Here is an 18,412-nt window from a genome sequence, read left to right on the forward strand (position 1 = left end):
CACCGCAGAAAGGCCCGCCCCATGACCTATGATCCCGCAAACAGCGAAGCCCGCTGGCAACAGGCATGGGACGAGCGCGGCACATTTCGCGCCATCCGCGACGACCGCCCCAAATATTATGTGCTGGAGATGTTCCCCTATCCGTCCGGGCGCATCCATATGGGCCATGTGCGCAACTATACCATGGGCGACGTGGTGGCGCGGTTCAAACGCGCGCAGGGGTTTTCCGTGCTGCACCCGATGGGCTGGGATGCTTTCGGGATGCCCGCCGAAAACGCCGCGATGGAACAGGGCGGCCATCCGCGCGACTGGACCTATGCCAATATCGCCACGATGCGCGATCAGCTGAAACCGCTGGGCCTGTCGATCGACTGGTCGCGCGAGTTCGCCACCTGCGACACCGATTACGTCAAGCAACAGCAGACCATGTTCCTTGATATGCTGGAGGCCGGGCTGGTCTATCGCAAATCCGCTCAGGTCAACTGGGACCCGGTCGATATGACCGTGCTGGCGAATGAACAGGTGATCGACGGCAAGGGCTGGCGCTCGGGTGCTGCGGTCGAGCGGCGCGAGCTGACGCAGTGGTTCTTCCGCATCAGCGACTATTCCGAAGAACTGCTGGAGGCGCTGGACGGGCTGAAAGGCTGGCCGGAAAAGGTCCGGCTGATGCAGGCCAACTGGATCGGCAAATCGCGCGGGCTGCAATTCCGCTTCCAGATGGACGGCACCGATCCGGTCGAGGTCTATACCACCCGCCCCGACACGCTGATGGGCGCGTCTTTCGTGGCGATCAGCCCGGATCACCCGATTGCGAAATCACTGGCCGACCGCCCCGAAGTCGCCGCCTTTATCGAGGAATGTCGCAAGGGTGGCACCACCGAAGAAGCCATCGAGACCGCCGAAAAGCTGGGCTTCGACACCGGCCTGACCGTGCGGCACCCGCTGGACCCGGACTGGCACCTGCCGGTGTGGATCGCCAATTTCGTGCTGATGGATTACGGCACCGGCGCGATTTTCGGCAGCCCCGCCCATGATGAACGTGACCACGAATTCGCAACCAAATACGGGCTGCCGATCCGGGCGACGTTCGGCCCCTTGGGCAGCACGCAGGAACAGGCCGATGCGCTGGTGGCGGATGCGCCCTATGTGCCGCTGAAATCCGAAACCGTGACCTATGTGCGTGGCTTTGCCGGCGCGGCGGATCAGACCGGCGATGCAGCTGTGGCAGCCGCGATCACTCTGGCCGAACAACAAGGCTGGGGCGAGGGCGTGACCAAGTTCCGCCTGCGCGACTGGGGCATTTCGCGGCAACGCTATTGGGGCTGTCCGATTCCGGTCGTCCATTGCGAGAGCTGCGGCACCGTCCCCGAAAGCCGCGAGAACCTGCCCGTCGCGCTGCCTCTGGATGTCAGCTTCGACCAACCCGGCAACCCGCTGGACCGCCACCCGACCTGGCGCGAGACCACCTGCCCGAAATGCGGCGGCCCGGCGCGGCGCGAAACCGATACGATGGACACATTCGTGGATTCGTCGTGGTATTATGCGCGGTTCACCAACCCTCATGCCGCAACGCCCACCGACCGGGCCGATGCGGATTACTGGATGAACGTGGACCAGTATATCGGCGGCATCGAACATGCGATTCTGCACCTGCTCTATTCCCGGTTCTTTGCCCGCGCGATGGTGAAAACCGGCCATCTGCCGGAAACGGCGTGTGAGCCGTTCGACGCGCTGTTCACGCAGGGCATGGTCACGCATGAAATCTACCAGACCCGCGATGACCGGGGCCGCCCGGTCTATCACCTGCCCGAAGATGTGACCAGAATATCGTTGCCTGACGGGAACGTGGTGGCAGTGCTCAATGCAGCTTTGGATAATGAAAAGTTCGAAAAGAACTTTGCAAAATGGGAGCATTCCGATGGGTTTGATGGAGACCGGTCCATCCAAGGGAAAGCTCTCCTTGCTTGGAATTTGGATATAGGCGTCGTCGAGATCATCCCTTCGGCCAAAATGTCGAAATCCAAGAAGAACGTGGTCGATCCGGTCAATATCGTTTCCAGCTTCGGGGCGGATACCGCACGCTGGTTCATGCTGTCCGACAGCCCGCCCGAACGCGATGTGGAATGGACCGCATCCGGTGCCGAGGCGGCTGCCAAGTTTCTCGCCCGCCTGCATCGTCTGGCCGAGGACACCCGCCCCGACCATGACGACCCCGAGCTGACCCGCGCCGCCCATCGCGCCATTGCGGATGTGACAGCGGCCATCGAAGGGTTCGCCTTTAACAAGGCGGTGGCGAAACTTTACGAGCTGGCCAATGCCATCGGCAAGTCCTCTGCCGGGGGTGCGCCGCGCCATACCGTTCTGCGCATCACCGCGCAGCTTATGGCCCCGATGGTGCCGCATCTGGCCGAGGACATCTGGCAACTGGCGGGCGGCGAAGGGCTGGTTGTGGATGCGCCCTGGCCCAAACCCGACCCGGCGCTGCTGGAAAGCGATTCGGTCACGCTGCCCATCCAGATCAACGGCAAGCGCCGGGCGGAAATCACCGTGCCAAAAGATATGCCGAAACAGGACATCGAAGCTCTGGTGCTGGCCGATGAAACCGTGCAACGCTTCCTTGAGGGCACAAGCCCCAAGAAGCTGATCGTGGTGCCGGGGCGGATCGTCAATGTCGTTGCGTGATCTTATGCTGAACCGCCGTGTGGCGCTGGCCGGGCTGCTGGCGCTGGCGGGCTGCGGCTTTACCCCGGTCTATGGGCCGGGCGGCGTCGGCAATGCGCTGTTCGGCCAGATCGAGACCCGCGCCCCGCAAACCGCCGAGGATTTCGCCTTTGACCGCCGCATCACCGAGCGGCTTGGCACCGTGACCACCCCGCGATTCGCGCTGAATTACGACCTGAGGATTGCCTCGGTCGGGCAGGCGATCACGGCGGATGAGGTCACGACCCGCTATGCGCTGAATGGCACCGCCGCCTTTGCGCTGCGCGACCCGGCGGGCGCGACCGTGGCACAGGGCGAGGTCAGCAGCTTCACCTCTTATTCCGCCACCGGCACCCCGGTTGCCACCACCGCCGCAGAACGCGATGCGCGGGAACGGCTGGCACGGATGCTGGCCGATCAGGTGGTGACGCAACTTCTGGCCTCGGCCGCGCGATGATCCTGAAGGGCGCGGAAATCGCCCGCTATCTGGCGCGGCCCGACCCGACCCGCCCGGCCCTGCTGATCTATGGTCAGGACGCGATGCGGGTGGCGCTGAAACGCGCCGAAGCGGTCAAGGCCCTGACCGGCGAAAACGCCGAAGAAGAAATGCGCCTGACCCGCCTTGCCGGGGGCGATCTGCGCAAAGACGCCGCCAGCCTGCTGGATGAGGTCAAGGCCGTGGGGTTTTTCCCCGGCCCGCGCGTGGTGCTGGTCGAGGACACCCCCGACGGCGCCGCCCCCGCCATCGCTGCGGCGCTGGAGGCATGGGCCTCGGGCGATGCGGTGATCGTGGTCACGGCAGGGGCGCTTGGCAAATCCAGTGCCCTGCGCAAGCTGTTCGAGGGTCACAAGCAGGCCGTCACCGCCCCCATCTATGACGACCCGCCCGGCGAGGACGAGATCCGCCGCTGGCTGGCTGATGCCGGTCTGCGCGAGATTCCCGGCCCTGCGATGGCTGACCTGATCGCCCTGTCCCGCGCCCTCGACCCCGGCGATTTTCGCCAGACGGTCGAGAAAATCGCCCTGTATAAATACGGCGGCGACCAGCCGCTGACTGGCGCGGAAATTGCCGCGCTGGCACCTGCGACGATTGATGCGGAACTGGATAGCCTGATCGAAGCCGTGGCGGATGGCGACCCGGCCCGCTTTGGCCGGCTGATGCGGCGGATCGAATCGCAGGGGTTGGCCCCCGTCACCATCGCCATTGCCGCGCTGCGCCATTTTCGCGCCCTGCACGCAGCCTCGGCTGATCCGCAAGGCGCAGGCGCGGGCCTGTCCAAGCTGCGCCCGCCGGTCTTTGGCCCGCGCCGCGACCGCATGGCCCGTCAGGCAGGGGTATGGGGGATGCTGCGGCTGGAAGATGCGCTGCAACATCTGGTGGAAACCGATCTGGCGCTGCGTTCATCCACCCCTGCGCCGCAGATGGCGCTGGTCGAACGCGCCCTGATCCGGCTGACCATGATGGCCAAGCGCCGATGAGCGACGCTCTGGTGATCGGTGCCGGGCCTGCCGGATTGATGGCAGCCGAGGTCATGGCCCGCGCCGGTCTGCGTGTGGTCGTGACAGAATCGCAGCCGACCCCGGCGCGAAAGTTTCTGATGGCCGGAAAATCCGGGCTGAACCTGACCAAAGCCGAACCCGGCGTTACGTTTGCGGCGCGGGTTGCAGGGGGGCTGTCTGCCCCCCGTCCTGCGGACTCCCCCCGAGGATATTTGACGACAAAAGATATACAGGCGCTGGTCGCGGATTTCGGACCTGCGCAGGTGGCGGATTGGGCAGAAGGGCTTGGGGTCACGCTGTTCCAAGGCTCCACCGGGCGGGTGTTTCCGGTCGGGATGAAGGCTTCGCCGCTGCTGCGGGCGTGGCTGGCGCGGCTGGCGGGGACCGGGGTGGTGCTGCACAGCCGCTGGCGCTGGACCGGGTTTCAGGGCGCGGGGTTTGCCTTTGACACGCCAGAGGGGGCGCAGGTTCTGACCCCGCGCGTGGCGGTTCTGGCGCTTGGCGGGGCAAGCTGGCCGCGTCTTGGCTCGGATGCCGCATGGGTGCCGTGGCTGACGGCGGCAGGGGTGCGGGTCAACCCGTTCCGGCCCGCGAATATGGGCTTTGCCGTCGATTGGTCGCCGCAGATGGCCCGGCATTTCGGGGCCGCCGTCAAGGGTGTGGCGCTGTCCGCCGGAGGGCTGGCCAGCCGGGGCGAATGGGTCATCACCGCCAAAGGGATCGAAGGCGGCGGGATCTATGAGGTCGCCGCCGCGCTGCGTGACGGCGCAGCGGGTATGGTCGATCTGGCCCCGGATCTGGACATGGCCGCGCTGGCGGCACGGCTGGCGCGGCCACGCGGCAAGCTGTCCCTGGGTAACTGGCTGCGGCGGGTGTTTGGCGATCCGGTGCGGGCGGCGCTGCTGATGGAATGGGGGCGGCCTCTGCCCGCCGATCCGGCGGCGCTGGCGGCGCGGGCCAAGGCGCTGCCGCTGCGTCACGCCGGGCCGTTCGGGCTGGAGCGGGCGATTTCCAGCGCGGGTGGCATTGCCCTGTCCGCGCTGACCCCGGAACTGGAACTGATCGCCCGGCCCGGCACCTTCGCGGCAGGCGAAATGCTGGATTGGGAAGCCCCGACCGGCGGCTATCTGCTGACCACCTGTCTGGCGCTTGGCCGTGCGGCAGGGCTGGCGGCGGCGCGGTCCTTTAGCCGCCAGCCAGATCCACCTTCCGGTTAAGGTGCCTCTGCCGTGGCTTCGGCCTGTTCCACCGTTTCTGCGGCCCCGGATACATCCCCGGCACAGCCCTCAGGTGGGGTCAGCAGCCCATGACCGAACACGTCATCACGGCCTTCGGTCCCCAGGTCGCGGGCGTTTTGGCGCAGCTTGTGGCGCAGAGCTGCGGGGGTCAGCGTGGCATCATCAGCCAGCATCACCGCCGCCGCCGCCGTCACAAAGGGCGCCGCAAAAGAAGTGCCGGTTTTGGTCCGCGCCCCGCTGATTGAGGCTGCCGTCCACACATCCACCCCCGGCGCGGCAATGTCGATATGCGCCCCGCGATTGGCGCGGCGATAAACCTCGCCCCGGCGGTCAACCGCCGTCACCCCGATCACCGGCCCATATGCGGCAGGATAGACCGGCGGCGCTTTCGGCCCGCCATTGCCACCCGCTGCAATCATCGCGACACCGGCTTCGTTCAGTGCCGCAACCTTATCCGCCAACAGCAGATTATCCGGCCCGGCCAGCGACAGGTTCACCACCTGCACCTGCTGGGTCTGCAACCAGTCCAGCGCCTCGACCAGTGCAAAGGCGTCAGCGCGCTCATCCTGACCGCCACGATGGAACGCATCCACCGCGAACAGCGACACCCCCGGCACCAGACCGGGCGAGCGCGTGTCAGAGGCCCCGACCAGCAGCGACGCCACCGCCGTGCCGTGGATCGCACCCGAAGGCTGCGCATCGGTTTCCAGCTTATGCAGGGTCAGATTGGCCCCTTTCAGCGCAGCATGGTCGCTGTTCAGGCCCGAATCAATCATGCCGACCCGCACCCCCGGCGCATTGCATGTGGCAGGCCAGTCGATCATCTGCCGGGCCGGGCAATCTGCGCCTTTACAGGCTGCCGCCGATTCGGCGCGGTAGTAATGGTTGAAATCCGCCCGCACACCGGCATCGCCACCAGCCTGACGCACCCGGTCGCGGGCGGCCTCCAATGCCAGCGCCCGTGGCTTGCGCAAACGATGCACCTGCCCCCCGCCCGATAAGGACACCTGCCGCAACGGGCTGAAGCCCTCGGTCTCCAGCGCGGCCAGCGCCTCGGGGGTCAGGTCACGGGCAATCACCTCATCGGGCGCATATTGCGGCGGTGGCGGGGCCGGACGGCTTGGGGCTGCGGCACGGCGCACGGTCCGGGCGGGCTGACGCACCGTCCGGGCGGGCTGACGCACCGTCCGCTGGGGCTGCACCCGGCGAATCAGCCGCTGAACATCGTTCCGGTCGCCGCTACGGTCGTCGTCATCATCGTCGTCATCGTCGTCATCCGCCCATGCGGCACTGACCGCATAGCCCTGATCCAGACGCCAATCTGACGCCACCGCCAGCGTAAAGACAACAAACACCAGCACTATCCTGCCAAACAGCCGCGAAAGCATCGTCTTTTCCTTCTTGGTTAACTGGACATATTACGGATAACCCGCCACATTATTCCCGAAACCGCAGAATATGGACAGGTGCAATGCCCCCCGAGTTTTCCGAGGAGCTGATCCGGCTGCTGCCCAACCTGCGCCGCTTTGCGCTGTCTTTGGCGCGGCGGGCTGACGTGGCGGATGATCTGGTGCAAACAACGGTCGAAAAGGCGCTGGCGAACTGGGCCAGCTTTGACACCGAAACCCGGATGGAGCCGTGGCTGTTCCGCATCTTGCGCAACGCCTTTATCGACCTGACCCGCCGCGACCGCACCCGCGGCACCGGCATTGAGGTCAGCGAATCCCCCGAAATCCTGCCCCATGATTCCCGCCCCGCGATGGAGGCCCGCCTGATGCTGCAATCCGCGCAAGCTGCGATGCTGGAGTTGCCCGAAGAACAGCGCGAAGTCCTGCATCTGGTCTGTATCGAGGAACTGTCCTATGCCGATACCGCCGAGGCTTTGGGCATCCCGAAAGGCACAGTCATGAGCCGCCTGTCCCGCGCCCGGCTGGCCTTGGCAGAAAAATTGGGAATAAACTGACGCGCCGGGCGTAAGCCTTGCGAAAGCGGTGAACAGGGTGGTTCGGATGCAGATTAACGATGAAGTCTTGATGGCCTTCGCGGATGGCGAACTTGACGTGGCAGAGGCCGCGCAAGTTGCGCAGGCCGTGGCCGGTGATCCGGCGCTGGCGGCGCGGGTTGATCTGTTCCGACAGACGCGGGCGGCGTTACAGGCCGCGCCCGAGGCATCACCCAAGGATCAGGCGCTGACGGATATGATCCGGGCGACGCAGGCACAGGCGCAGGACAGCCGGGCGGCTGACCCGCTGGCCGATCAGATCCGGGCCGCAGCGGCGGCAGCGACCACCGCGCATCTGGCCGGGCGTGACCCGCAGATCGCCGCGAACCGCAGCCTGCCGACCCCGGCCAATCGCAACTGGGCGCCTCTGGCGGTGGCGGCCTCGCTGGTTCTGGCGCTCGGCATCGGCTGGCTGGCCGGGCCTTGGGGGAACGCCCCCACGCCGGGGCTGGAACCGACCGTCATTGCGGCGCTGAACAGCCTGCCTTCAGGGGAAAGCACCGGCGACGTCACCGCAATCGCCAGCTTTCGCACCGCTGACGGCACGCTTTGCCGCGAATATGAGACCGCAGCCGAAATCGCTGTCGCCTGCCGCGCAGGCAGCACTTGGGAAAACCGTTTCGCTGCCGCGCAGGTCGATTCGCCGGATTACGTTCCCGCCTCGGGCGAAGGTAATGTGGACGACTTTCTGGCCAGCATCGGCGCTGGCGAGCCGCTGACCACGGCGGATGAGCAATCCGCGCTGGCAACGCTGAACTGATCGTCTGAACGCTTTGGGCAGGGCCGCTCGCCGGCCCCGTGCCGCCTCTGGCGGCTTCGTTGCGGGGCTGTGGCTGCAACCTTGCGTGACGCACCCGTTGCAGGAAAGTTTCCAGCGCCGGGAATAAGCGGCGCAGCACGGCGTAAGCATGACAGTTTGATGAAGGACAACTGCCATGACCAGCACAACCGGCCCCCGCCAGATCACCCTGACCCTGCCCGCCCCACGCAGCCTGCTGGCACTGGGGCTGGCCGCCGGGATTGTTGCGGGCGGGCTGGCCCTGCCGGGGTTGGAACGTCCTGGCCAGTTGTCGCTGATCGCGGTCGGGCTGGCGATGGTCGGCTGGATCTTTACCCGCCTGCCGGAATCGCTGGTGGCGCTGGCCGTCGTGCTGGCTCTGGTCGCGGGCGGCGTGTTGGGCGAGACTGAGCTGTTCGGCGCTTTGGGCAGCGAGCTGGTCTGGCTGCTGCTGGCGGCTTTCGTGATTGCCGCCGTGCTGAAGGACGCGCGGCTGACCGAACGGCTGGTTGCGCCGCTGGCCGCGCGCGGGCCACGTTTCAGGCCATTCGCCTTTATGCTGACGCTGGCGATTGCGGCAACGGCTTTTGTGCTGCCCTCGACTTCGGGACGGGCCGCGCTGCTGATGCCGGTGTTTCTGGCGCTGGCCGGGGCGCTGCCGGACCGGCGGCTGGTTCGGCCGCTGGCGCTGATCTTTCCCACCGTGATCCTTTTGTCGGCGGGGGCCTCGCTGATCGGGGCGGGTGCGCATCTGCTGGCCGCCGAGGCGATCCGCAGCGCCACCGGCCTGCGTCTGGGCTATCTGGACTGGGCGCTGCTGGGCCTGCCCTTTGCGCTGCTGAGCAGCCTTGCCGGAACGGCGCTGATCCTGTGGCTGTTCGTGCCGCGCGACTTGCGCCGCGCCCGGATCAGCGCGCCGGAACAGGCCCCGGCGGACCCTGCGCTGACCGCCCGTCAGCGCCGCATCGGGCTGGTGCTGGCCACGCTGGTGGCGCTGTGGCTGAGCGCCCCCTGGCACGGAATCGGCATGGCGATGGTCGCGTTGATCGGGGCGATGGTCTTGCTGACCAAACCCTTTACCCCGCGCAAGACCAAAGAGATGTTCCGCGCCGTCGATGTCGAGTTGCTGCTGTATATGGCCGCCACCGTGCTGCTGGCGCAGGCGATGACCAAGACCGGGGCTGACCGCTGGCTGGCTGGGCAGGCGCTGGCGGCTCTGCCTGCGTCCCTGTCGGGCAACCTGCCGGTGATCGCGGTGATCCTGTCAGCGATTGCGGTGACGGCGCATTTGTTCGTGACCTCACGTTCGGCGCGGGCGGCGGTGCTGATCCCTGCGGTGGCGCTGCCGCTGGCCGGGTTCGGGCATGATGCGGCGCTGATGATCCTGATTGCGGTCATGGGGACCGGCTTTTGCCAGACGATGATGGCTTCGGCCAAGCCGGTGGCGATCTTTGCCAATGCCGAGGCCGAAACCTTTGACCAGCGCGACCTGTTCCGGCTGGCCTTGCCGCTGATGCCGGTGGTCTGGCTGCTGCTGACCGGCTTTGCGCTGACGGTCTGGCCCGCACAACTGGCCGGGATGCGTGGCGAGGTCGCCACCCCGGTGGCAGAAACCCAGCTTGCCGAAACGCTGCCTGTGCCGGGCGCAATTCAGCCGCAAGCCCCTGCCATGGTCAGCGCGACCCCGGTTATCGCAGCCCCGGTTATCGCTGCCCCGGCCCTTGCGCTGACGGAAAGCGCCCGGCCCGCGCCACGCCCGACGATCCGCAGCGCCGCCGTTACCGGCCCGGCCAACGCCAGCCCGTCCAACACCAGCACGGCCAAGGCCCCTGCCCCCACGCGCCGGGCCACGACCCCGCGCCGCGCCGCGCAACCCGCAAACCTGCGCCAGCTTCAGCGCGACATCAACCGCGCCGCCCGGCCCTTTGGCCTGCGCGTTACCCTGCGCTAACCGCGCATCACCGGCAGACCCGCCAGCGCATCCCGCAGGCGGGCCATGTCTTGGGGCGGCATATCGCACAGGATCAGCCCTTCGGCCTGATTCCAGCCGCCCCTTCCGGCGATCAGCACCCGGTCAGAGTCCAGCGGCACGGGAACCCCGACACCGTAACAGCGCAAGCACATGGGCGTAGGCATGGGCGTGAACGCGGAAAACTCGGCCACGCTGATCACATCGGGGTGCGCACCATCCACAGCCCCCAATTCCAACCCATATTCAGCCGCAGCGTGACCCTGCCGAAACCCTGCCGACATAAAATCGTCACATTTTTCCCCACCGCACGGGAATAAGCCCTGACCCGCAGCGTAAGCCTTCCAATCAGATTGGAAAGGAAAAACCCATGTCTCTCACCTTGCTGATCGCGCCTTCGGGCTTCAAGGAATCGCTGTCGGTCAATGACGTGACCCACGCCATTTCCGAAGGCGTCCTGCAAGCGATGCCCGATGCGCAAATCCTGTCCGCGCCGATGGTGGATGGTGGCGAAGGCACCACCGAAGCCCTGATCGCCGCGACCAATGGCCGCCTGATCCCCGCAACCGTGACCGGCCCGGTCGGCGACCCGGTGGCCAGCTTCTGGGGCCTGATGGGCGACGGCGAAACCGCCGTGATCGAGATGGCCGCCGCCGCTGGCCTGTCGCTGGTGCCGCGCGACCGCCGCAACCCGATGCTGACCACCAGCCGGGGCGTGGGCGAGCTGATCCTCAGGGCGCTGGATCATGGCGTCAAGCGCATCCTGATCGGCTGCGGTGACAGCGGCATCAATGACGGCGGCGCGGGCATGGCGCAGGCGCTTGGGGCGCGGCTGCTGGACGCCAACGGGCGCGACCTGCCCGCAGGTGGCGGCGCGCTGGTGCATCTGGCCCGCATCGACATGGCCGGGCTGGACCCGCGGCTGAAGCGGGTGCAGATCGACGCCGCCGTGAACTGGCACAACATGCTGCTGGGGGAAAAGGGCGTCGCCCGCGTCTTTGGCCCGCAAAAGGGCGCAACGCCGGGGCAGGTTCAGGTGCTGGAAGCCGGGCTGGAAACCTATGCCGCGCTGATCCGCGCCGAAACCGGCATCGACCTTGGCGCCGCTCAGGGCGCAGGCGCCTCGGGCGGGCTTGGCGCCGGGCTGATTGCCTTCGCCGGTGCAACGCTGCATCCGCGCTTTGATATTGTCCTGCAATATCTGGATTTTGACGCACTGCTGGGGCGGGCCGATCTGGTCATTACGGCAGAAGGCTCGCTGGACGGTCAATCGCCCTATGGCAAAGTCCCCTGCGAGGTCTCGCGCCGCGCCGCCGCGCTGAATATCCCAACGGTCGCGCTGGCCGGGACCATCGGCAAAGGGGCCAGCCTGACCTTTGACCACGGGATTGCGGCCTTCGCCTCAATCGTCAAGCGGCCCTGCTCGCTGGAGGAAGCCATCGCCAAGGGGGACAAGCTGCTGCGCCGCGCCGCCGAAGACGCCATGCGCATGATGCAGGTCGGCTTGCGACTGGCAGCGCGGGCCTGAGAAGGGCCTGAAGGCATAAAATAGCGGGCGGCGGGAATAGATCCGCCGCCCGCGCGTATTCAGGGCAGATGATGAAACAGAAAGGAAATCATCATGTTCCGCAAAATCGCCCTTGCAGGGATTTTGGCTGCCATCGCAGGCACCGCCTCGGCCCAAAGCCTTGAACGTCAGATCTATAACCAATTGCGCGCACAAGGTTACACCAATATCGAAATCGAGCGTGACGATGGCAAGATCGAGGTCGAAGCCCGCCGCCGTGGCGTGGAAATCGAGCGCGTTTACAGCGCCCGCACCGGCCGCCTGCTGAAACAGGAAATCGACCGCGACGATGACGACCGCCGCCGGGTCAGCCGCCGCGACCGCGACGACGACCGCAAGAACGCCCGGCGCGGCAAGCGTGACGAACACAAGGCGCGAAAGGGTGGCAACCGCCGCGATGACCGCCGCCGTGACCGGGAAGATGACGACGACGATTGATCCTGTCGGCCCGTTATCACCCTGTCGGCCCCTGTCTTTTCAGACAGGGGTCTTGACGTTATTTTCCGTGCCGCTTGAGGCTGCGCGGCTTTGTGCCTATGCTGCGCGGGATGAAAACAGGGGGATAACATGACGAAACTTGTTTCGCGGCTGACCGCCGGCACAGCTTTGGCGCTGGCCCTGTCGCTGACCGCCGCCAATGCCGAGACCCTGCGCTGGGCGCGCAGCGCCGATGCGCTGACCATGGATCCGCACGCACAGAACGAAGGCCCCACGCTGACGCTGCTGCACAATGTCTATGAAACGCTGCTGGGCCGCGACACCGACGGCACGCTGACCCCGCGCCTGGCGACCGAATGGGCGGTGGACCCGGAAGACCCCTCGGTTTGGGTGTTCAAGCTGCGCGAAGGCGTCAAGTTCCACGATGGTGCCGATTTCACCGCCGAAGACGTGGTGTTCTCGCTGAACCGCGCCAAGGCCGAAACCTCCGACTTCAAGGCGCTGCACGCCGCCGTGGCCAGCGTCGAGGCTGACGGCGATTACACCGTCCGCGTCAAGATGAACGGCCCCGCGCCGATCTATCCGCAGAACCTGACCAACACGTTCATGGTCGATAAGGGCTGGACCGAGGCGAACAACGTCGTCGCCCCGCAGAACTTTGCCGCCGGTGAGGATAACTTTGCCGTCCGCAACACCAACGGCACCGGGCCTTACAAACTGGTCAGCCGCGACCCCGAGGTGCGCACCGTCCTGACCCATTTCGACGGGCATTGGGACGAAACGCCGCCGGTGACGGACATCGTTTACACCCCGATCAAAGAGGCCGCGACCCGCGTTGCCGCCCTGCTGTCGGGCGAGGTGGACTTTGTGCAGGACGTGCCGGTTCAGGACATTCAGCGTCTGGAAACCACCGACAGCGTGACCGTGACCACCGGGCCGGAAAACCGTTCGATCTATTTCGCCTATGACATGGGTTCGGACAAGCTGCGCTCGGGCGATACGCAGGAAAACCCGTTCAAGAAGCCCGAGGTGCGCGAAGCCTTCTGGCTGGCGCTGGATCGTGACGCGATTAAAACCGTTGTGATGCGCGGCCAGTCTGATCCGTCGGGTGTCGCGGTGCCGCCCTTCGTGAACGGCTGGACCGAGGAACTGAACGCCTATGCCGCCCCCGATTACGACCGGGCCAAGGAATTGCTGGCCGAGGCGGGCTATCCCAACGGGTTCAGTCTGGACCTGCATTGCCCGAACGACCGCTATCTGAATGACGAGGCGATCTGTCAGGCTTATGTCGGGATGCTGGGCCGCATCGGCGTGCGCGCCAATCTGGTGGCACAAAACCGCAGCCTGCATTTCCCCGCGGTCCAGAACGGCGAGGCTGATTTCTTCCTGATGGGCTGGGGCGTGCCGCCGTTTGACAGCCAGTATGTGTTCGACTTCCTGATCCACAGCAAAACCGACGATTTGGGCGGCTGGAACGCCTCGAACTATTCCGATGCGGATGTGGATGCGAAAATCGACTCACTGTCCTCGGACGTGGACGAACAGCACCGCAACAACACCATCAACGAGATCTGGAACAAGGTTCAGGAAGATCGCGTGTTGCTGAACGTGCATAATCAGGTGCTGGCCTATGCGACCCGCAAGGGCGTGAACATCGCCGTCCACCCGGAAAACCAGCCGCGTATTCCGACGGTTTCTTTCGACTAAAACCTGAACCCAGGCTGAACGGGGCCGCCGCCGTGCGGCCCCCTTTCTGATCCGAGGCATCCATGCTTGCATTTACCATCCGGCGGCTGGCGCAATCCGTTCTGGTCATGCTGGCCGTCGCGCTGGTGGCCTTTGCGCTGTTCCGGTTCGTGGGCGACCCCGTTGCCACCATGCTGGGACAAGAGGCATCCGCCGCCGACCGCGCCGCGCTGCGTGACCAGTTGGGGCTGAACGATCCGTTCGTCGTGCAGTTCTGGAACTTTATCACCCGCGCCGTGCAGGGTGATTTCGGCGTGTCCTATCGCCTGCGCGAACCCGTTTTGCCTCTGATCCTGTCGCGCCTGCCCGCCACACTGGAACTGGCGCTGGTTTCGGGGACGGCGGCGTTCATCGGCGGGGTGGGGCTTGGGATCTACACCGCGCTGCGCCGCAAGGGCTGGCTGTCGAACCTGATTATGACGGTTTCGCTGATCGGGGTGTCACTGCCTACATTCCTGATCGGTGTGCTGCTGATCTGGATTTTCGCGGTGGAGCTGAAATGGCTGCCGTCCTTTGGGCGGGGCGAGACCGTGCGCCTTGGCTGGTGGACGACCGGGTTTCTGACGCCATCGGGGCGGGCCTCGCTGATCCTGCCGGCGATTACGCTGGGCCTGTATCAGATGACGCTGATCATGCGTCTGGTCCGGGCCGAGATGCTGGAGGTGCTGCGTGCCGATTACATCAAATTCGCCCGCGCACGGGGGCTGTCGCAACGCGCGATCCATTTCGGCCATGCGCTGAAAAACACGCTGGTGCCGGTCATCACCATTACGGGCCTGCAACTTGGGTCGATCATTGCCTTTTCGATCATCACCGAAACCGTGTTCCAATGGCCCGGCGTCGGTGCGCTGTTCATCAACTCGGTTCAGGCGGTGGATGTGCCGGTCATGGCGGCCTACCTTATGATGATCGCGCTGGTGTTCGTTGTCATCAACCTGATCGTTGACATGCTGTATTACGCCGTCGATCCGCGCCTGCGCGCGGACCGGGGCGCGGCGCATTAAGGGGGTGCCGATGTCTCAATCCCGCCTTTCCCGCATGTGGGACAGCGATGTGATGTGGTCGTTCCGGCATTCGCCAATGGCCATCGTGGCGGCGCTGGTCGCCGTGGTCATTATTCTGGCCGCCGCACTGGCACCATGGGTCGCGCCACATAACCCGTTCGATCCGGCCAGCCTGAACCTGATGGACGGCTTCAGCCGCCCGATGCAGCCGAATGACTTTACCGGCAACACCTATATCATGGGGACCGACAATCAGGGCCGCGATATTCTGTCCACCATCCTCTATGGCGCGCGAATTTCGCTGTTTGTCGGCTTTGCGGCGGTGGGCTTTGCAATGGTGCTGGGCATCACGCTGGGTCTGATCGCCGGATTCCGCGGCGGCTGGGTCGATAATCTGCTGATGCGGATTGCCGATGTGCAGCTATCCTTTCCCTCGATCCTGATTGCGCTGCTGATCTTTGGCATTGCGCGGGGGTTCATCCCACCCGCGATGCGCGACCAGATGGCGATCTGGGTGCTGATCGTGTCCATCGGCCTGTCGGATTGGGTGCAATTTGCCCGCGTCGTGCGCGGCGCGACCATGGTCGAAAAGAACAAGGAATATATTCAGGCCGCCCGCGTCATCGGCGTTCACCCGGCGCGGATCGCGGTCACGCATATCCTGCCCAACGTCATGGGGCCGGTGCTGGTCATCGCCACCATCGGCCTTGCGCTGGCGATCATCGCCGAGGCCACGCTGTCCTTCCTTGGCGTCGGCGTGCCGCCGACCCAGCCGTCACTGGGAACGCTGATCCGTGTTGGCCAGCAATATCTGTTCTCGGGCGAGTGGTGGATCTTGCTGTTCCCGGCCCTGACACTTCTGGCGCTGTCGCTGTCGGTCAACCTGCTCGGCGACTGGCTGCGCGATGCCCTGAACCCGAGGTTGCGCTGATGGCTGAACCGCTTCTTTCCGTCCGCGATCTGGTGGTCGAATTTCCGACCCGGCGCGGTATCTTGCGGGCGCTGGATGGCGTCAGCTTTGACATTGCACCGGGCGAAGTCCTTGGCGTTGTCGGCGAATCCGGTGCGGGCAAATCGCTGACCGGCGCGGCAATCATCGGGTTGCTGGAACCGCCGGGCCGCATCGCGGGCGGAGAAATCCGCCTGAACGGCGCGCGTATCGACAACCTGACGCCCGAGGCGATGCGCAAGCTGCGCGGTCGCCGCATTGGCATGGTGTTCCAAGACCCGCTGACCAGCCTCAATCCGCTTTACACCGTCGCGCGGCAATTGACCGAAACCATCCGCACCCATCTGCCCGTTGGCGCGGCTGAGGCGCGGGCGCGGGCGATTGCTCTGCTGGATCGTGTCGGCATCCCGGCGGCGGCGCGACGGATCGACGATTACCCGCACCACTTTTCCGGCGGAATGCGGCAACGGGTGGTGATCGCGCTGGCCTTGGCTGCCGAACCCGAACTGGTCATCGCGGATGAGCCGACCACCGCGCTGGACGTGTCGGTTCAGGCGCAGATCATCGACTTGCTGAAAGAGGTGACGGCAGAACGCGGCGCCGGGGTCATGCTGATCACGCATGATATGGGCGTGATCGCGGAAACCGCCGACCGCGTGGCGGTTCTCTATGCCGGGCGGATCGCGGAAATCGGCCCGGTCCATGACGTGATCGAACGCCCCGAACATCCCTATACGCGCGGGCTGATGGGCTCGATCCCGACGCTGGCGCAGGAATCCGACCGTCTGGTGCAAATCCCCGGCGCGATGCCGCGCCTGAACGCGATTCCGCCCGGTTGCGCCTTTAACCCGCGCTGTGACCGGGTGATGGACCGTTGCCGCATGGACCGGCCCGATCTGCTGGAACGCGGCGCAGGGCGCAAGGTTGCCTGCTGGCTGTATGACGAGGTATCCCATGGATAAACCGCTGTTGCAGGTGCAGGGCCTGACCCGCCGGTTCGACGTGTCCAAACCCTGGCTGAACCGTGTGCTGGAACGCGAGGACCGCGCCTTTCTGACCGCCGCCGCCGATGTGTCGTTCGAGATCAGCAAGGGCGAAACCTTTGCTTTGGTCGGTGAATCCGGCTCGGGTAAATCGACGATTGCGAAAATGCTGGTCGGGCTGGTCAAGGCAAGCTCTGGTCGCATCCTGTTCGATGGCAACGACCTGACCGCCGCCAGCCCCGGTGAGATGCGCCGCTTGCGCAGCCGGTTCCAGATGATCTTTCAAGACCCTTTCGCCAGTCTGAACCCGCGCTGGCGCGTCGGGCGGATCATTGCGGAACCGATGCGCACCTTTGGCACCGCCCACGGGGCCGAGATCGGGCGCGAGGTCGCGCGGCTGCTGGAAACCGTCGGCCTGTCGGCGGCAGATGCGGCGAAATACCCGCATGAGTTCAGCGGCGGCCAGCGTCAACGGATCGCCATCGCCCGTGCCCTGTCCTCGCGCCCCGAATTCATCGTCTGCGATGAACCCACTTCGGCGCTGGATGTGTCGGTTCAGGCCCAAATCCTGAATCTGATGCGTGATTTGCAGGACGAACTGGGCCTGACCTATCTGTTCATCAGCCACGATCTGTCGGTTGTGCGCCACATGGCCAGCCGGATTGGCGTGCTGTATCTGGGCCGCCTGGTCGAGGTTTCGGGCGGCAAGGAACTGTTCCGTGCGCCGCAGCACCCCTATACGCGGATGCTGCTGGATGCGGTGCCTGATCTGGCCATGTCGGGCCAGCGCCGCACCCCGGTCACGGGCGAGATCCCCAACCCCATCGACCCGCCATCCGGCTGTGCGTTCCACCCGCGCTGTCCGTTGGTCATGGACCGCTGCCGGGTCGAATCGCCGCCGCAGGTTGCCACACCGGGCGGCATGTCGGCCTGTTTCGCCGCGCCGCTGACATAAGATTTATGTCAAACAGGAAATCCGAGGCGCTCAGTTGATCCGCACTGACGCCCAGCACTTGCACATGCGTCATATCGCCAATGATAATCTCGGCCCCGGCTTCACCATCTGAAATCAACAGATCGCTGAAGCCAACCTCGATTTTGGTATTGGCGATCAGAATTTTGTCAATGCCGATTTCAAAATCGACGATCTGATCCGTGCCGTTATTCGCGCTGTAAAGGAAAATAAACTGATCGCTGCCGGTTCCACCGATCAGCCGGTCATCTCCCGCATCTCCGCGCAGTTTATCATCACCCTTGCCGCCAATCAGCGTATTATTCCCCGAACCGCCATACAAAAGATCATCTCCGGCCATACCGTCAATCAGATCATTCCCGGCGTTTCCAGTGATTGTGTCTCGGAAATTATCAGAATTAAAGCCTTTGATCGTGTCGTTTCCAGAGTTGCCCCAGATTTGCCCTAAATCGCCCCCAGGCTCAACATGCTCACCAATGGTAGAAACATCAATAATTCCCGCACCCTGAATGACCTGCCCCCCTTTGTTCCCTCGTTTATAACGAGAGTCTGCGGGTTTTATTTT

Annotated in this window: 17 protein-coding genes; 14 read left to right on the forward strand and 3 right to left on the reverse strand. The window is 65.0% G+C overall.

Annotated elements, in window-relative coordinates; genetic code table 11:
- Positions 1–21: 21 nt before the first annotated feature.
- From leuS to Q4G24_RS08480, 4 genes are read left to right on the forward strand one after another with little or no spacing between them, the layout of a single operon-like run.
- Entirely contained in the window at positions 22–2,682 is a 2,661-nt protein-coding gene (leuS, locus tag Q4G24_RS08465) for a leucine--tRNA ligase (protein ID WP_303366079.1), read from the forward strand.
- Complete coding sequence (lptE, locus tag Q4G24_RS08470; protein WP_303366080.1) at positions 2,669–3,157, forward strand: LPS assembly lipoprotein LptE; 489 nt, start codon at positions 2,669–2,671, stop codon at positions 3,155–3,157. The genes leuS and lptE overlap by 14 nt, the downstream gene beginning before the upstream one ends.
- Positions 3,154–4,179 carry a DNA polymerase III subunit delta gene (gene holA / locus Q4G24_RS08475; protein WP_303366081.1) on the forward strand — a complete coding sequence of 342 codons (1,026 nt, stop codon included), beginning with the start codon at positions 3,154–3,156 and terminating at the stop codon, positions 4,177–4,179. Before lptE ends, holA begins: the two co-directional genes overlap by 4 nt.
- Positions 4,176–5,417 carry a TIGR03862 family flavoprotein gene (locus tag Q4G24_RS08480; protein WP_303366082.1) on the forward strand — a complete coding sequence of 414 codons (1,242 nt, stop codon included), beginning with the start codon at positions 4,176–4,178 and terminating at the stop codon, positions 5,415–5,417. Before holA ends, Q4G24_RS08480 begins: the two co-directional genes overlap by 4 nt.
- On the opposite strand, the gene Q4G24_RS08485 is transcribed toward Q4G24_RS08480, so the two are convergent.
- Positions 5,414–6,826: a S8 family serine peptidase gene (locus tag Q4G24_RS08485; RefSeq protein WP_303366083.1), complete on the reverse strand. Its 1,413-nt coding sequence runs from the start codon at positions 6,824–6,826 to the stop codon at positions 5,414–5,416. The genes Q4G24_RS08480 and Q4G24_RS08485 overlap by 4 nt on opposite strands.
- 83 nt (positions 6,827–6,909) lie before the next feature.
- Between Q4G24_RS08485 and Q4G24_RS08490 the strand changes: the two genes are divergently transcribed.
- From Q4G24_RS08490 to Q4G24_RS08500, 3 genes are all read left to right on the forward strand, one after another.
- Positions 6,910–7,401 (forward strand): RNA polymerase sigma factor, encoded by a 492-nt coding sequence (locus tag Q4G24_RS08490; RefSeq protein WP_303366084.1) that lies wholly within the window; start codon positions 6,910–6,912, stop codon positions 7,399–7,401.
- Positions 7,402–7,447: 46 nt separating this feature from the next.
- Entirely contained in the window at positions 7,448–8,200 is a 753-nt protein-coding gene (locus Q4G24_RS08495; protein ID WP_303366085.1) for a hypothetical protein, read from the forward strand.
- 175 nt (positions 8,201–8,375) lie between these two features.
- Positions 8,376–10,169, forward strand: a complete 1,794-nt coding sequence (locus Q4G24_RS08500) for an SLC13 family permease (RefSeq protein WP_303366086.1) — start codon at positions 8,376–8,378, stop codon at positions 10,167–10,169.
- On the opposite strand, the gene Q4G24_RS08505 is transcribed toward Q4G24_RS08500, so the two are convergent.
- Positions 10,166–10,471, reverse strand: coding sequence for a hypothetical protein (locus Q4G24_RS08505; RefSeq protein ID WP_303366087.1), 306 nt, complete (start codon positions 10,469–10,471; stop codon positions 10,166–10,168). The two genes, Q4G24_RS08500 and Q4G24_RS08505, sit on opposite strands and share 4 nt — an antisense overlap.
- 86 nt (positions 10,472–10,557) lie before the next feature.
- Between Q4G24_RS08505 and Q4G24_RS08510 the strand changes: the two genes are divergently transcribed.
- The 7 genes from Q4G24_RS08510 (at position 10,558) to Q4G24_RS08540 (ending at position 17,829) form a co-directional block, all read left to right on the forward strand.
- Positions 10,558–11,715 carry a glycerate kinase gene (locus Q4G24_RS08510; protein WP_303366088.1) on the forward strand — a complete coding sequence of 386 codons (1,158 nt, stop codon included), beginning with the start codon at positions 10,558–10,560 and terminating at the stop codon, positions 11,713–11,715.
- Positions 11,716–11,808: 93 nt separating this feature from the next.
- On the forward strand, positions 11,809–12,192 hold the full coding sequence (locus Q4G24_RS08515) for a PepSY domain-containing protein (RefSeq protein WP_303366089.1): 384 nt from the start codon (positions 11,809–11,811) through the stop codon (positions 12,190–12,192).
- A 129-nt stretch (positions 12,193–12,321) separates the two neighbouring features.
- Positions 12,322–13,899, forward strand: a complete 1,578-nt coding sequence (locus tag Q4G24_RS08520; protein WP_303366090.1) for an ABC transporter substrate-binding protein — start codon at positions 12,322–12,324, stop codon at positions 13,897–13,899.
- Positions 13,900–13,961: 62 nt separating this feature from the next.
- Positions 13,962–14,942: an ABC transporter permease gene (locus Q4G24_RS08525; RefSeq protein ID WP_303366091.1), complete on the forward strand. Its 981-nt coding sequence runs from the start codon at positions 13,962–13,964 to the stop codon at positions 14,940–14,942.
- A 10-nt stretch (positions 14,943–14,952) separates the two neighbouring features.
- Positions 14,953–15,873 carry an ABC transporter permease gene (locus Q4G24_RS08530; protein WP_303366092.1) on the forward strand — a complete coding sequence of 307 codons (921 nt, stop codon included), beginning with the start codon at positions 14,953–14,955 and terminating at the stop codon, positions 15,871–15,873.
- Positions 15,873–16,853: an ABC transporter ATP-binding protein gene (locus tag Q4G24_RS08535; RefSeq protein WP_303366093.1), complete on the forward strand. Its 981-nt coding sequence runs from the start codon at positions 15,873–15,875 to the stop codon at positions 16,851–16,853. Before Q4G24_RS08530 ends, Q4G24_RS08535 begins: the two co-directional genes overlap by 1 nt.
- Positions 16,846–17,829, forward strand: a complete 984-nt coding sequence (locus tag Q4G24_RS08540) for an ABC transporter ATP-binding protein (protein WP_303366094.1) — start codon at positions 16,846–16,848, stop codon at positions 17,827–17,829. Before Q4G24_RS08535 ends, Q4G24_RS08540 begins: the two co-directional genes overlap by 8 nt.
- Here Q4G24_RS08540 and Q4G24_RS08545 read toward each other — a convergent pair.
- Positions 17,744–18,412 (reverse strand): calcium-binding protein (locus Q4G24_RS08545; RefSeq protein ID WP_303366095.1); only part of this gene is annotated, 669 nt, incomplete at its 5' end. The two genes, Q4G24_RS08540 and Q4G24_RS08545, sit on opposite strands and share 86 nt — an antisense overlap.

Source organism: Paracoccus sp. (in: a-proteobacteria) (assembly GCF_030538695.1).
In the GTDB taxonomy this organism is placed as follows: domain Bacteria; phylum Pseudomonadota; class Alphaproteobacteria; order Rhodobacterales; family Rhodobacteraceae; genus Paracoccus.

What these genes read in the sequence shown, in the direction of transcription:
- leuS (WP_303366079.1), top strand. Translation starts at nt 22, where the DNA reads ATGACCTATGATCCCGCAAACAGCGAAGCCCGCTGGCAACAGGCATGG.
- lptE (WP_303366080.1), top strand. Translation starts at nt 2,669, where the DNA reads ATGTCGTTGCGTGATCTTATGCTGAACCGCCGTGTGGCGCTGGCCGGG.
- holA (WP_303366081.1), top strand. Translation starts at nt 3,154, where the DNA reads ATGATCCTGAAGGGCGCGGAAATCGCCCGCTATCTGGCGCGGCCCGAC.
- Q4G24_RS08480 (WP_303366082.1), top strand. Translation starts at nt 4,176, where the DNA reads ATGAGCGACGCTCTGGTGATCGGTGCCGGGCCTGCCGGATTGATGGCA.
- Q4G24_RS08485 (WP_303366083.1), bottom strand. Translation starts at nt 6,826, where the DNA reads ATGCTTTCGCGGCTGTTTGGCAGGATAGTGCTGGTGTTTGTTGTCTTT.
- Q4G24_RS08490 (WP_303366084.1), top strand. Translation starts at nt 6,910, where the DNA reads ATGCCCCCCGAGTTTTCCGAGGAGCTGATCCGGCTGCTGCCCAACCTG.
- Q4G24_RS08495 (WP_303366085.1), top strand. Translation starts at nt 7,448, where the DNA reads ATGCAGATTAACGATGAAGTCTTGATGGCCTTCGCGGATGGCGAACTT.
- Q4G24_RS08500 (WP_303366086.1), top strand. Translation starts at nt 8,376, where the DNA reads ATGACCAGCACAACCGGCCCCCGCCAGATCACCCTGACCCTGCCCGCC.
- Q4G24_RS08505 (WP_303366087.1), bottom strand. Translation starts at nt 10,471, where the DNA reads ATGTCGGCAGGGTTTCGGCAGGGTCACGCTGCGGCTGAATATGGGTTG.
- Q4G24_RS08510 (WP_303366088.1), top strand. Translation starts at nt 10,558, where the DNA reads ATGTCTCTCACCTTGCTGATCGCGCCTTCGGGCTTCAAGGAATCGCTG.
- Q4G24_RS08515 (WP_303366089.1), top strand. Translation starts at nt 11,809, where the DNA reads ATGTTCCGCAAAATCGCCCTTGCAGGGATTTTGGCTGCCATCGCAGGC.
- Q4G24_RS08520 (WP_303366090.1), top strand. Translation starts at nt 12,322, where the DNA reads ATGACGAAACTTGTTTCGCGGCTGACCGCCGGCACAGCTTTGGCGCTG.
- Q4G24_RS08525 (WP_303366091.1), top strand. Translation starts at nt 13,962, where the DNA reads ATGCTTGCATTTACCATCCGGCGGCTGGCGCAATCCGTTCTGGTCATG.
- Q4G24_RS08530 (WP_303366092.1), top strand. Translation starts at nt 14,953, where the DNA reads ATGTCTCAATCCCGCCTTTCCCGCATGTGGGACAGCGATGTGATGTGG.
- Q4G24_RS08535 (WP_303366093.1), top strand. Translation starts at nt 15,873, where the DNA reads ATGGCTGAACCGCTTCTTTCCGTCCGCGATCTGGTGGTCGAATTTCCG.
- Q4G24_RS08540 (WP_303366094.1), top strand. Translation starts at nt 16,846, where the DNA reads ATGGATAAACCGCTGTTGCAGGTGCAGGGCCTGACCCGCCGGTTCGAC.